At 65.9% G+C, this 13,372-nt stretch carries 11 protein-coding genes; 5 read left to right on the forward strand and 6 right to left on the reverse strand.

Going from position 1 to position 13,372, the window contains the following annotated elements; genetic code table 11:
* Positions 1-92: 92 nt before the first annotated feature.
* A complete protein-coding gene (locus BLV20_RS21995; RefSeq protein WP_092304564.1) occupies positions 93-1,406 on the forward strand; it encodes a leucine-rich repeat-containing protein kinase family protein in 1,314 nt (437 codons plus the stop codon).
* A gap of 85 nt (positions 1,407-1,491) precedes the next feature.
* Here the strand turns inward: BLV20_RS21995 and BLV20_RS22000 are convergent, their stop codons facing one another.
* The 3 genes from BLV20_RS22000 to BLV20_RS22010 all read right to left on the reverse strand — a co-directional run bounded on the left by BLV20_RS22000 (position 1,492) and on the right by BLV20_RS22010 (position 5,119).
* Complete coding sequence (locus BLV20_RS22000; RefSeq protein WP_007927175.1) at positions 1,492-2,196, reverse strand: YebC/PmpR family DNA-binding transcriptional regulator; 705 nt, start codon at positions 2,194-2,196, stop codon at positions 1,492-1,494.
* 120 nt (positions 2,197-2,316) lie between these two features.
* Positions 2,317-3,708, reverse strand: a complete 1,392-nt coding sequence (locus tag BLV20_RS22005; protein WP_092304565.1) for an FAD-dependent oxidoreductase — start codon at positions 3,706-3,708, stop codon at positions 2,317-2,319.
* Between the two features lie 85 nt (positions 3,709-3,793).
* Positions 3,794-5,119 (reverse strand): MFS transporter, encoded by a 1,326-nt coding sequence (locus BLV20_RS22010; protein ID WP_092304566.1) that lies wholly within the window; start codon positions 5,117-5,119, stop codon positions 3,794-3,796.
* A gap of 284 nt (positions 5,120-5,403) precedes the next feature.
* Here BLV20_RS22010 and BLV20_RS22015 point away from each other — a divergent pair, with 284 nt between their 5' ends.
* Positions 5,404-6,285 (forward strand): LysR family transcriptional regulator, encoded by an 882-nt coding sequence (locus BLV20_RS22015; protein WP_092304567.1) that lies wholly within the window; start codon positions 5,404-5,406, stop codon positions 6,283-6,285.
* Positions 6,286-6,402: 117 nt separating this feature from the next.
* Here the strand turns inward: BLV20_RS22015 and BLV20_RS22020 are convergent, their stop codons facing one another.
* Positions 6,403-7,266: a LysR substrate-binding domain-containing protein gene (locus BLV20_RS22020; protein ID WP_092304568.1), complete on the reverse strand. Its 864-nt coding sequence runs from the start codon at positions 7,264-7,266 to the stop codon at positions 6,403-6,405.
* 126 nt (positions 7,267-7,392) lie between these two features.
* Between BLV20_RS22020 and BLV20_RS22025 the strand changes: the two genes are divergently transcribed.
* From BLV20_RS22025 to BLV20_RS22035, 3 genes are all read left to right on the forward strand, one after another.
* A complete protein-coding gene (locus BLV20_RS22025) occupies positions 7,393-8,502 on the forward strand; it encodes a 2-aminoethylphosphonate--pyruvate transaminase (RefSeq protein ID WP_092304569.1) in 1,110 nt (369 codons plus the stop codon).
* A gap of 112 nt (positions 8,503-8,614) precedes the next feature.
* Positions 8,615-9,442, forward strand: a complete 828-nt coding sequence (gene phnX, locus BLV20_RS22030; protein ID WP_092304570.1) for a phosphonoacetaldehyde hydrolase — start codon at positions 8,615-8,617, stop codon at positions 9,440-9,442.
* A gap of 171 nt (positions 9,443-9,613) precedes the next feature.
* Complete coding sequence (locus BLV20_RS22035; protein WP_092304571.1) at positions 9,614-10,162, forward strand: cytochrome b; 549 nt, start codon at positions 9,614-9,616, stop codon at positions 10,160-10,162.
* Here BLV20_RS22035 and BLV20_RS22040 read toward each other — a convergent pair.
* Entirely contained in the window at positions 10,159-11,094 is a 936-nt protein-coding gene (locus BLV20_RS22040; protein WP_092304572.1) for a 1-aminocyclopropane-1-carboxylate deaminase/D-cysteine desulfhydrase, read from the reverse strand. The genes BLV20_RS22035 and BLV20_RS22040 overlap by 4 nt on opposite strands.
* Before the next feature lie 208 nt (positions 11,095-11,302).
* Positions 11,303-13,342, reverse strand: a complete 2,040-nt coding sequence (locus BLV20_RS22045) for an NADPH-dependent 2,4-dienoyl-CoA reductase (protein ID WP_092304573.1) — start codon at positions 13,340-13,342, stop codon at positions 11,303-11,305.
* Positions 13,343-13,372: the final 30 nt, after the last annotated feature.

Raw genomic sequence — 13,372 nt, forward strand, 5'->3', positions numbered from 1 at the left:
CCGGCGGTCGCCACCTGCCGCCCTGCGCCGCTATCATGGCGGCCATTTCCAGGGCCGCGCGCCCTTCTCTAGCCTGAGTGCCGAATCTGTTCATGGATACCCTTGCCCAACTGCGGGCCGGCCAACTGGCCGGTCTCAAGCGCCTGGACCTGTCTTGCGGTCTGAGCGAATTCCCCCGGGAAATCTTCGACCTGGCGGACTCGCTGGAAGTCTTGAACCTCAGCGGCAATGCCCTGAGCAGCCTGCCGGACGACCTGCATCGCCTGACCCGCCTGCGGGTGCTGTTCTGCTCCGACAACCAGTTCACTGAAATGCCCGCCTGCGTCGGCCAGTGCGCGCAACTGAGCATGGTCGGCTTCAAGGCCAACCGCATCGAGCGGGTTCCCGCCGCGGCCCTGCCGCCGTTGTTGCGCTGGCTGATCCTCACCGATAACTGCATCGAGGAGCTGCCGGAGGAGCTGGGCCGGCGCCCGCACCTGCAAAAGTTGATGCTTTCCGGCAACCGCCTGAGCCATCTGCCACAGAGCCTGAGCCAGTGCCACCAGCTGGAGCTGGTCCGCATCGCCGCCAACCGCCTCGGCGAACTGCCGGCCTTCCTGCTGGGCCTGCCGCGCCTGACCTGGCTGGCCTATGCCGGCAACCCGCTGGAATCCGAGGCCGACGCCGCGGCGCTGGAGTCGGTGCCGCGCATTCCCTGGGCCGAGTTGGAATTGCAGCAACGCCTGGGCGAAGGCGCGTCCGGGGTGATCCACCAGGCCCGCTGGCAGCGCCCCGGGCAAGCGCCGGGCGAAGTGGCGGTCAAGCTGTACAAGGGCAGCATGACCAGCGACGGCTCGCCGCTGCACGAAATGAACGCCTGCATCAGCGCTGGCCGGCATCCGAACCTGATCCGTGTCGAAGGACGGATCAGCGATCACCCCCAGGAGCAGAACGGCCTGGTGATGCAACTGATCGAGCCGCGCTACCGCAACCTGGCGGCCTTGCCGAGCCTGGCCTCCTGCACCCGCGACATCTACGACGAGAACACCCGCTTCAGTGCCGACGTGGCCCTGCGCATGGCCCACGGCATCGCTTCGGTCGGCGCGCATCTGCATCGCCAGGGCATCACCCACGGCGACCTGTATGGCCATAACATTCTGTGGAACCCGGAGGGCGATTGCCTGCTGGGGGATTTTGGCGCGGCGTCCTTCCATGCGCTGGCCGACACCGAGGAAACCCGGGCGCTGCAACGCATCGAAGTACGGGCCTTCGGGATTTTGCTGGAGGAGTTGCTGGAACGCATCGAGCCGGGCCTGAGCCCGCAGCGGCGTGAACGCCTGGAAGCGCTGGTCGGCGACTGCTGTCAGCCGCAGGTGCTGGCGCGGCCGGGGTTTGCCGAAGTTGGGGACGTGTTGCGGGGGATTTGAAGAACATCGCCAGCCAGCTCGCTCCTCAAGGAGCTCGCTGGCGGGCGAAGGCGTTGCTCACACAACGCGACTCAGCGGGCCGGGCTTAACCCGCCAGGCCGACGAACATGTCCTGCACGTCGTCATGGTTGTCCAGGCCTTCGAGGAACGCCTCGACTTCCGCCATCTGCTCGTCGGACAGGCCGCTGACCGGGTTCTTCGGCTGGTAGCCGAGCTTGGCCGAGAGCACGGTGAAGCCTTGCTCGGGCAGGGCTTTCTGCACGGCGTCGAGGTCGGCAGGCTCGGTCAGGAACAGGGTCGCGCCCTCGTCCCCAGGCTCAAAATCCTGGGCCCCGGCTTCGATGGCCGCCAGCTCCGGATCGGCGTCCGGGCTGTCCGGCGCGGCTTCGATCATGCCGACATGGTTGAAGTCCCAGGACACCGAGCCGGAAGCACCCAGCTGGCCCTTGCGGAACGCCACGCGGATTTCCGCGACGGTGCGGTTGATGTTGTCCGTCACGCATTCAACGATCAGCGGCACCTGGTGCGGGGCGAAACCTTCGTAGGTCACGCGGTGGTACTGCACGGTCTCGCCGAGCTGGCCCGAACCTTTCTTGATCGCACGCTCCAGGGTCTCGCGGGGCATCGAGGCCTTTTTCGCCTGCTCCACCACCAGACGCAGGTGTGCGTTGGTAGCGACGTCAGCGCCGTTGCGGGCAGCAATGGTGATCTCTTTGACCAGCTTGCCGAAGATCTTGCCCTTGGCGTTGGCTGCCGCTTCTTTGTGTTTAACCTTCCACTGTGCGCCCATTACTCACTCTCTTTGATCTGTGGCGTCGAGTTGGATGTGGCCGACGCGATGGGCAAGTTTATACGGCCTGAAGGCACCAATCGACCAAAAAGTCAGATCCGCGACCACCTGTCCCGCCCCTCAGCCCTTGTCGGCCTTGCCCGCCGCCGCGGCGAGCCGGGCCAGGCGCACGTCCAGATGCCGCGGCCGGTGGCCGTGATCCTCGGCTCGTTCCTTGCGGCGGATGGCGTTGCGCACCAGCAGCGAGCCCAGGTAACGGAACGGCTCCGGCGGGAAGTAGCCCAGGGGGCCGTTGACCAGCGGCGAACGGGTCCAGGGGTTGTCCAGGCCCAGCACCAGCGAAGCGAGGATCTGCCCGCCCATGTGGCACGGGCCGACGCCGCTGCCGGAATAGCCGAAGCCGTAGAACACATTGCCGCTGGCACTCATCTGGCCGAAGAACGGCAGGCCGGTGACCGAGCGATCGGACGGGCCGTTCCAGGTCGCCGCCACCGGCACCTCGGCAAAGGCCGGGAAGAATTCCGCGAGGCTCTGGCGCAGCAGCCCGGCATAGGGCGATGGCTGGTCGAACACCGGCAGCATGCGTCCGCCATAGGCGAAGGTGTTGCCGCCCTTGCCGAGCATGATCCGGCCGTCCGGGGTGTTGTGGTAGTAGTGCACGAAGATCCGCGAATCGAGCACCGTCACCCCGCTGGTCAGGCCGATCGACTTGAGCAGCTCGGGGCGCGGCTCGGTGATCAGCATGTCGCTGGAGACGATCGCCACGCTGCGCTCGAACCGTGGAAAGGCGCGGGCCATCCAAGCGTTCAGCGCCAGTACCACGGAACGCGCCTGGACCTGGCCGCCGGGCGTGTGGATCCGCGCCGGCACGCCTTCCTCCATCCCGGTCATCGCGGTGTTTTCATAGATCCGCACGCCCAGTTGCAAGGCCACGCGGCGCAGGCCGCGCACCAGCTTGCCCGGCTGCACGCTGGCGGCCGCCGGCGAAAACCAGCCCTCCAGGTGTTTCGCGGAACCGGCCAGGCGCTGCACATCCGCCAGCGGGCGCTTCTCGAACGAGTTGATGCCCTGGCGCTCCAGCGCGGCGATCACGCCATCGGTAGCGCCGCACTGGGCCCGGTTGGTGGCGGTATAGAGCGTCCCGTCGAGGCGATAGTCGGCGTCGATCCCGTAGCGCTCGCAGAACGTGCCGATGGCGCGGATGCTCTGCTCCGACTCCTTGACCAGCCGCACCGCCTCCTCGACGCCGAACAGGCGCTCGAGGGTGAAATACTTGGCCGACCAGGACAGCGCGCAGCCGCCGTTGCGCCCACTGGCGCCGGCGCCGCAGATGTCCGCCTCGATCAGCACCACGTCCAGCCGCGGGTCCTGCTCCTTGAGTTGAATCGCCGTCCACAGCCCGGTGTAGCCGCCACCGACGATGCACACATCGGTGCCGGTAGTACCTTGCAGCGGTGGGCAATCCTCGGCGCTTTCTGCGTTCAGCGCCTGTTCCAGCCAAAAGGGTCTCATGGGGTGCTCTCGTGCGTGGCGCCACACTCCGGCCGGCCGTTGGTGAACGACGGCAGGCCGGCGGGCGCAAGGGATAAAGGAAGGTTCAACCGCGCAGCGGCTTGATGCTCAAGGGCCGGTTGGGGACGAAGACGCAGCTGGCCTTGAGGCCGGCCGGGCGGCTGTTCCAGTGCGGCATCAGCACCAGCGCCGAAAACAGCGCGCACCCGGCGAAGACGATGAACACCGTGACGGTGTCGAAGTAGCCCGGCAGCAGGCCGCCGAGGATCGCTCCCACCGAGCCGCAGCCGTTGACGAAACCGGCGGCGGTGGCCCCGGCCTTGGCGGTGCCGAAGTCGATGGCCGCGGCGCCGCTGATCATCGAGTCCGGGCCGTACAGGGTCAGGCCCATGACAAACAGCAAGACCACCACCAGCAGCACGCTGCCGCTGTGCAGCGCGCCCATGAACAGCGCCAGGGCCACCGTCAGCGCCAGCAGGCTGAGCACGCAGGCCGGCATGCGCCGTGCTCCGAAGAGTTTGTCCGAGGCCAGGCCGATCATGATCGGCCCCAGCAGCCCGGCCAGCTCGAACGCCGTGGGCACGATCGCCGCGCCGACCTTGCCCACCGACGGCATCTGCTCATAAACGATCACCGGGCCCCAGAGCAGGATCGCGTAACGCGCCGGCTTCAACAGGAAGTAGGCAAACCCCAGGGTCAGCACCGTGCGATTGCGCAGGATCTCGCGCAGCGGTTCCCAGACACTGATGCGACGCTCGGCATCGGCCTGCTCGGCGCTCGGTTCGGGTTCCGGCTCCACCGCCGGCAAGCCCACGTCCTCGGGTTTGTTGCGCTGGAAAATAAAGAACAGCAAGGCCACCAGGCCGACCACCGCGGCACTGGAAATAAACGCCGCATGCCAGCTGCCGACCAGCGTGTAGGCCCACCAGCCGGCGAAAGGCGAAGCCACCAGGCCACCGAAGGCGTAACAGGAACTCCACAGCCCCAGCACCCGGCCACGCTGCTGGGCCGGGAAGAAACTGCCGATGTTCTTGCACAGCCCCGACCAGCCGGTGGACTGCGCCAACCCCTGGATCAACATGCAGGTGGCGAAGATCGGCAACGTGGCGACGCTGCCCATCACCAGCGCCGCGGCAGCGGAAATCAGCAACCCGCCCAGCACCACCACCCGCGGGCCAAAGCGGTCGGCGAGCATGCCCCAGGCGAATTGGCCGACCGCGTAGGCAGTCAGGTAGATAGCGTCGAGGTTGGCCATGGCCATCTTGTCCAGATGGAAAGCGGGGTCGTCGGCGATCCCCAGTTTGGCCACGGAAAAGGCTTTGCGAGTGAAGTAGAACGCGGCGTAAGCCAGCCAGGTGATGGCAAAAATCTGTACGCGCCAACGTTTGATGGTGCCGATCTGCTTGTTCATTGTGGTTCTGACCTCAGGGTGTGAGTGTGCCGGCAGAATTGAGAAAAACGCCTGTGTTTTTTATTGTTGAGCACTGCAGGGCCGCCCTTTTTTCAGGGGTGGCACTGGTCAGATGAGTCCTGTTTTCCCGTTTCCCGGGATGGGTTGCGCACGCACAGGCTCAGGGCCGGCTGACGGTCGACCGACCGGTCAGCGACTTGTGGCGATGGAAACAATTACGGATTAATAAGTGAAATCGATTTATCGTATTTCAAATATAAGCTCAGCTTGTCAGAGGTTCGGCGATGTCGGTTTCCCACGCTCAACTCAAGGCTTTCCATGCGGTGGCCCAGCACGGCAGCTTCACCAAAGCCGCCGAACGGTTGTTTCTCACCCAGCCGGCGATCTCCGACCAGGTGCGCAAGCTCGAAGAACGTTTCGGCGTGCTGCTGTTCCATCGCAACAAACGCTCGGTGCGCCTGACTGATCTGGGCGAGCGCTTGTTGAGCATCACCCAGCGCCTGTTCGTCATCGAGGCCGAGGCCCATGGCCTGCTGCAGGACTCCCGGGCGTTGCAGACCGGCAGCCTGATTCTGGCGGTGGACGCGCCGGTGCATGTGCTGCCGCAGATCGCCCGCTTCTGCGAGCGTTACCCCGGCATCAGCGTGAAGATCGAGACCGGCAACACCGATGAATCGCTGTTCCGCCTGTTCAACTACCAGGCCGACCTGGCCCTGCTCGGCCGCGATGTCAGCGACGAACGCCTGCTGTGCCTGCCGCTGCGCAACGACCCGATGGTGGCTTTCGTGTCACGCAACCATCCATGGGCGAACCGCGAATCGATCTGCCTCAAGGACCTGGACGACACCCCGCTGGTGCTGCGCGAAGTGGGTTCGGTGACCCGCCAGACCCTGGAAGAGGAAATGGCCCGGGCCGGCTTGCGCATCCGCCCGGCGATCCAGGTCGAAGGCCGCGAAGCCGCCCGGGAGGCGGTGGTGGTGGGGATTGGCGTGGGGGTGGTGTCGGCCGCCGAATTCGGCGCCGACTCCCGGGTCTGCGCCCTGCCGATCACCGACTGCGAACGCCGGCTGACGGAAACCCTGGTGTGCCTGCGCGAACAGAGTTCGCGGCGGGTGGTGGCGACCTTTCTCGATATGGTCCGCGAAAGCCTGGCCCCTTCCCTATAGCCGCTATTGCCTCTGTAGCCGCTGCCGCAGGCTGCGCCCGGCCCGGAACGGGACGTGCTCTTGAGGCCCCGGGAAGGCCCGCTGGGCCTTATCGCAGCCTGCGGCAGCGGCTACAGATCAGCTGGCAGGCGCCAGCCCGAGAAACGCCTGGATCAAGCGCAACTCGCGACGCCGCTCCATGCAGCCGAGCATGTGTCGGTTCAGCAGCCCCTCGCCGATGATCGGCACCGCGCACACCCGCGGGTCGGGGCTGAGCTCCAGCGATGACACCACGCCCACCCCCAATTGCGCCGCCACCGCCTCGGTCACCGCCTCGCGGCTGTCCAGTTCCAGCAGCACCTTGGGGTTGATCCCGGCCTGGGCGCAGGCCTGGTCGAAAGTGCGGCGGGTAATCGAACTGGGTTCGCGCAGGACCATGATCACCTGGTCCAGCTGCTCCAGGCGCACGCCCTCGGGCTCGGCCAGCCATGGGTGGCCCTGCGGCACCAAGGCGCAGATCCGCGATTCGCCCAGGCTCTGCAGATGCAGGCCCTTGCGCGGTTCGACTTCGGTCAGCACCGCGACGTCGGCGTGCTCCGACAGCAACGCCGCCAGGGTTTCCTGGGCATTGCCCAGGCGCAGGTTGACGGTGATCCCCGGGTAGCGCGCCCGCAGGCTGGCGAGCATCGGCATCACCCGGTGCGGGCCGTCCGCCGCGACTTCCAGGCGCCCGGTCAGCAGCTGCCGGTTGGCCTCGAGCATGGCCTGGGCCTCTTCGGCCAGGCCGAACATGGCGCGGGTGATCGCCGCCAGCTTGGTACCCTCTTCCGTCAACTCCACCCGGCGCGCGGTGCGCCGCAGCAGGGTGATCTGGTAGTGCTCCTCCAGCGCCTTGATATGCCCGGTGACCGCCGGCTGGCTGATGAACAGCCGCGCCGCGGCTCGGGTGAAGCTGCCTTCACGGGCCACGGCATCGAATGCGCGGAGTTGGAACAGGTTCATATCTATCGGCCTCACTTATGGCTGGCATAACAACAAACAATTTGATTGATAACAACGCAAACTGCAATTTAGGCCCCGTAGTTTTTATCCAAGCGCATCCCACAACGCTTCTGCGAGGACACCCGAATGAGTACTGCCGCGCCCATCCTGCTCACTCCCGGCCCCCTGACCACCTCGGCCCGCACCCGCCAGGCGATGATGGTGGACTGGGGCTCATGGGATGACCGTTTCAACCAGCTCACCGCCAGCCTCTGCGAACAATTGCTGGCCATCGTCGACGGTGCCGCCAGCCACCACTGCGTGCCCCTACAAGGCAGCGGCACCTTCGCCGTGGAAGCCGCCATCGGCACCCTGGTACCCCGCGACGGCAAGGTCCTGGTGCTGATCAACGGCGCCTACGGCAAGCGCCTGGCGAAGATCTGCCAAGTGCTGGGCCGCGATTTCAGCACCTTCGAAACCGCTGAAGACGAGCCCACCACCGCCGCCGATGTCGATCGCCTGCTGCAAGCCGATGCCGCCATCACCCATGTGGCGCTGATCCACTGCGAAACCAGCACCGGGATCCTCAACCCGCTGCCGGAGATCGCCCAGGTGGTCGCAGGCCACGGCAAGCGCCTGATCATCGATGCCATGAGTTCCTTCGGCGCACTGCCGATCGATGCCCGGCAGGTGCCGTTCGACGCGCTGATCGCCGCGTCCGGCAAGTGCCTGGAAGGCGTCCCCGGCATGGGCTTCGTCTTCGCCCGCAAGGAAGCCCTGGCCGCGGCGGCCGGCAACTCGCACTCGCTGGCCATGGACCTGCACGACCAGCACAGCTACATGGTCAAGACCGGCCAATGGCGCTTTACACCGCCGACCCACGTGGTCGCGGCGCTGCATGAAGCGCTGTTGCAATACACCGAGGAAGGCGGCCTGCCGGCACGTCACCAGCGCTATGCCGACAACTGCCAGGCGCTGCTCGACGGCATGACGCAACTGGGCCTGCGCAGCTTTTTGCCGGAGGCGATCCAGGCGCCGATCATCGTCACCTTCCACGCGCCGAAAGATCCGCGCTACCAGTTCAAGGAGTTCTACGAACGGGTCAAGGCCAAGGGTTTCATCCTCTACCCCGGCAAGCTGACCCAGGTCGAAACCTTCCGCGTCGGCTGCATCGGCCATGTTGACCCGGCCGGGATGCGCGCCGCGGTCCAGGCCATCGCCGAGGTGCTGCGGGAAATGGAAGTACTGGATATCTGACCCCGACACACAACCTGTAGGAGCGAGGCTCGCCCGCGAATGCGGGCACTGCGCTCTTTCAGGTCAACCTCATCATCGCGGGCAGCCTCGCCCCCACACAGGACTTCAACACATGAACTACAACACTCCCAACCAGCTGCAAGCCGCCATCCTCGACTGGGCCGGCACCGTGGTCGACTTCGGCTCCTTCGCGCCGACCCAGATTTTCGTCGAAGCCTTCGCCGAGTTCGACGTGCAGGTCTCCATCGAAGAAGCCCGTGGCCCGATGGGCATGGGCAAGTGGGACCACATCCGCACCTTGTGCAACCTGCCGGAAGTCGCCGAGCGCTATCGCAAGGTGTTCGGCCGCACGCCGACCGACGACGACGTCACCGCCATCTACCAGCGCTTCATGCCGCTGCAGATCGAAAAGATCGCCGAGCATTCGGCGCTGATCCCCGGCGCCCTGGAGACCATTGCCGAGCTGCGCCGGCAAGGCATCAAGATCGGCTCCTGCTCCGGCTACCCCAAGCAAGTCATGGACAAGGTGGTGGAACTGGCCGCGACCAACGGCTACGTCGCCGACCACGTGGTGGCCACCGATGAAGTGCCGAACGGCCGCCCATGGCCGGCCCAAGCCCTGGCCAACGTGATCGCCCTGGGGATCGACGACGTCGCCGCCTGCGTGAAGATCGACGACACCATGCCGGGTATTCTCGAAGGCCGCCGCGCCGGCATGTGGACCGTCGCCCTGATCTGCTCCGGCAACGCCCTGGGCCTGACCTACGAGGGTTATCGCGCCCTGGGCAGCGACACCCTGGCCAGCGAGCGCCAGCGCATCCACGCGCTGTTCGAAGGTTCGCGCCCGCACTACATGATCGACACCATCACCGACCTGCCGCAGGTTATCGCCGACATCAACAAGCGCCTGGCCAACGGCGAAATGCCGCAAAGCAGCTGACAGGCTGCCCTCGCCCGCCCGAACGGCAGCCCCGATCCGGAGCTGCCGTTTCTTTTTCCAGCCCTCGCTCGAACCACCCATGCCCCGGGCAGCGCCTCGCAAACCGGATTACAGTTACAGCGCTCCGTCGCAAGAACGGAGGCCACTGACCTGATGAGCGAGGAAGGACCTATGCCCTGGAAGAACTCCGACAACCGTTACAGCACGGTGTCGATTGCATTGCACTGGCTGATGCTGGTGTTGTTGATCGCGGTGTACGCCTGCATCGAACTGCGTGGCATTTTTCCCAAGGGCAGCGACGGCCGGACGCTGATCAAGGAAGCGCATTTCATGCTTGGCCTGACGGTGTTCGTGCTGGTCTGGCTGCGCCTGTTCGCCCGCAGCCTTGGGGTCGCGCCGAAGATCCTGCCGACCCCGCCGAGCTGGCAGGCGTTCCTGGCCAAGCTGATGCACGGGGCCCTGTATCTGTTCATGATCGCCATGCCGATCCTCGGCTGGCTGATCACCAGCGCCGAAGGCCATCAGGTGATGTTCTACGGCATCGACCTGCCGCTGCTGGTGGCTGAAGACAAAGAGTTCGCCGAACAGCTCGAAGACTGGCATGTGCTGCTGGGCACCGTCGGCTATTGGCTGATCGGGCTGCATGCGCTGGCGGGGCTTTATCACCACTATTTGGTGCGCGACAACACCCTACAACGCATGTTGCCCAAGCGCGGTTAAGGCGGAGACGGCGCGGCGAAACCCCGGCGGCCCTGCAAGCCGCCGGTATGCACGAAGACCAGGCGGCTGCCAGCGGCAAAACGCCCCGCCTCGACCTGCTGCTTGAGGGCCAGCAGGGCCTTGCCGGTATACAGCGGTTCCAGCGGTATACCGCTGCGTTGTTCGCACGCCTCGATAAAGGCCAGTAACTGCGGATCGACCTTGGCGAAGCCGCCGCGACTGCTGTCGAACAGTTCATAAGACGCTGCCTGCAACCCCGCCTCGCGCACGATCGCCGCGACCTGCTGCGCGACGCCATGATCCTCCGGCACCGCCAGGGCGCCATACACCGGCCGCGCACCGGCCTCCCCCAGCACCAGCCCGGCCAAGGTGGTGCCGGTGCCAGCGGCCAGCCACCAGCCGTGATAATCGTCCCAACCCAAGGCATCCAACTGATTGCGCAGCTGAGTCACCAGGGGCATGCACCCCATCGCCCCGAGCAGGCCTGCGCCGCCCTCCGCCACCGGGAACAGCCCGGGGTATTGCGCCTGCCAGGGCAGCCAGAAACCAGGCTCGTGCCGTGCCCGGTAGCCGGCGTAACCGAGCCAGTGCAGCTGCATGCCGAAGCCTTGCAGGTCGAGCACCGTGGGCGTCTGCTGCGGATGGCCGCGCAGCAGCCCGACAGTGGCAAAGCCAAAGCGCTTGCCGGCGGCCGCCAATGCATGCAGGTGATTGGAATGCGCGCCGCCCAGGCTGACGATGCCCCGGGCGCCGGCTTGGCGCGCCGCCGCCAGATGCGGGGTGAGCTTGAACCACTTGTTGCCAGAGATCAGCGGGTCGATCTGGTCCAGGCGCAGCACCGCCACCTCTACCCCGGCGCGGGACAGCCAGTCGAGGGCAAGGGGTTGCAGGGGCGCGCTGAGCAGCCAGTCGAAGGAAGCAGGAAACGCCATGGATGCGGAGGTTTGGAAGGAATGAGGCGGGAGTCTATCAGCAAAACCGTGGAGCCCCTGATAGCGGGTCCTGCGGCCCCGATCGCAGGCTTCGCCAGCGGCTACACCCCCTACTTCGTAGCCGCTGCCACAGGCTGCGATCAGCCGCGCAGCGGACGCAACAAGGCCACCGCGATCCGCAATCGCAGTGGCCATGATTACCGCTGGATCAGAGTTCAGCGGCCAGGCGCGAGCCCTGGTTGATTGCACGCTTGGCGTCCAGCTCGGCGGCCACGTCGGCACCGCCGATCAGGTGCACGTTCTGCCCGGCGGCCACCAGGCCTTCGTGCAGTTCGCGCAATGGGTCCTGGCCGGCGCAGATGACGATGTTGTCCACCGGCAACACCTGCGGTTCGCCGCTCTCGCCGATGCGGATGTGCAGGCCGGCGTCGTCGATCTTCAGGTATTCGACGCTGTTGAGCATCTGCACCTGTTTGTTCTTCAGGCCGGTGCGGTGAATCCAGCCGGTGGTCTTGCCCAGGCCGTCGCCGACCTTGGAAGTCTTGCGCTGCAACAGGAAGACCTCGCGCGCCGGCGCATGACGCTCGGGCTTGATGCCGGCAACGCCGCCACGGGCCTCCAGGTGCGTGTCGATGCCCCATTCCTTCCAGAAGGCTTCCCGGTCCTGGCTGGTCGCCACGCCCTGATGCACGAGGAATTCGGAAACGTCGAAGCCGATGCCGCCCGCCCCGATCACCGCCACCTTCCGGCCCACCGGTTTGCGCTGCAACAGCACGTCCAGGTAGCTCAGCACCTTGGCGTTGTCGACACCCGGAATCGCCGGCGTGCGCGGCGCGATGCCGGTGGCCAGGATGATTTCGTCATAACCGCCAGCCACCAACTGCGCGACATCGACGCGGGTGTTCAAGCACAGCTCGACGTTGCTGGTCTGCAGCTTGCGCTTGAAGTAGCGCAGGGTTTCGAAGAACTCTTCCTTGCCCGGTACGCGCTTGGCGACATTGAACTGGCCGCCGATTTCGCTGGCCGAATCGAACAGCGTCACCTGGTGGCCGCGCTCGGCCGCCACGGTCGCGGCGGACAGCCCGGCGGGACCGGCGCCGACCACGGCAATCTTCTTGATCTGCTGCACCGGCAGGTAGTTGAGCTCGGTTTCGTGGCAAGCCCGCGGGTTGACCAGGCAACTGGTGAGCTTGCCGCCAAAGGTGTGGTCCAGGCAGGCCTGGTTGCAGCCGATGCAGGTGTTGATTTCATCGCTACGTCCCGCGGCCGCCTTGTTGACGAACTCCGGGTCGGCGAGGAACGGCCGCGCCATGGAGACCATGTCGGCGTCGCCTTCGGCGAGGATCTGCTCGGCCACTTCCGGGGTATTGATGCGGTTGGTGGTGATCAACGGGATCGATACCGAACCGCGCAGCTTGGCCGTGACCTTGCTGAAAGCGGCACGCGGCACCTTGGTGGCGATGGTCGGGATCCGCGCTTCGTGCCAGCCGATACCGGTGTTGATAATGGTCGCGCCGGCCTGCTCGATGGCCTTGGCCAATTGCACGATTTCTTCCCAGGTGCTGCCGCCTTCCACCAGGTCGAGCATCGACAGGCGGAAGATGATGATGAAGTTCGGGCCTACCGCTTCGCGCACGCGGCGGACGATTTCCACCGGCAGGCGCATGCGGTTCTCGTAGCTGCCGCCCCAGCGGTCGGTCCGGTGGTTGGTGTGCGCGGCGAGGAACTGGTTAATGAAGTAACCCTCGGAACCCATGATCTCGACGCCGTCGTACTCGGCCTGCTGCGCCAGGGTGGAGCAGGTGACGAAATCGCGGATCTGCTTCTCGATGCCCTCTTCGTCCAGCTCCTTGGGCTTGAACGGGTTGATCGGCGCCTGGATCGCGCTCGGTGCCACCTGTTTCGGGCTGTAGGCATAACGCCCGGCGTGGAGGATCTGCATGCAGATCTTGCCGCCCGCCTCGTGGACCGCGCGGGTGACGATGCGGTGCTTGAGCGCCTCTTCTTCGGTGGTCAGCTTGGCCGCCCCCGAGTACACGCCGCCTTCATCGTTGGGGCCGATGCCGCCGGTGACCATCAGGCCCACGCCGCCGCGGGCGCGCTCGGCGAAATAGGCGGCCATGCGTTCGAAACCGCCGGGCTTTTCTTCCAGGCCGGTGTGCATCGAGCCCATCAGCGTGCGGTTGCGCAGGGTGGTAAAGCCCAGGTCCAGCGGGGCCAGCAAATGCGGGTAGTGAGCGGCGGCCATCGGTAACTCCACATCGAACGATCACGGAAA

It is taken from the genome of Pseudomonas sp. NFIX28, assembly GCF_900107395.1.
GTDB lineage: Bacteria > Pseudomonadota > Gammaproteobacteria > Pseudomonadales > Pseudomonadaceae > Aquipseudomonas.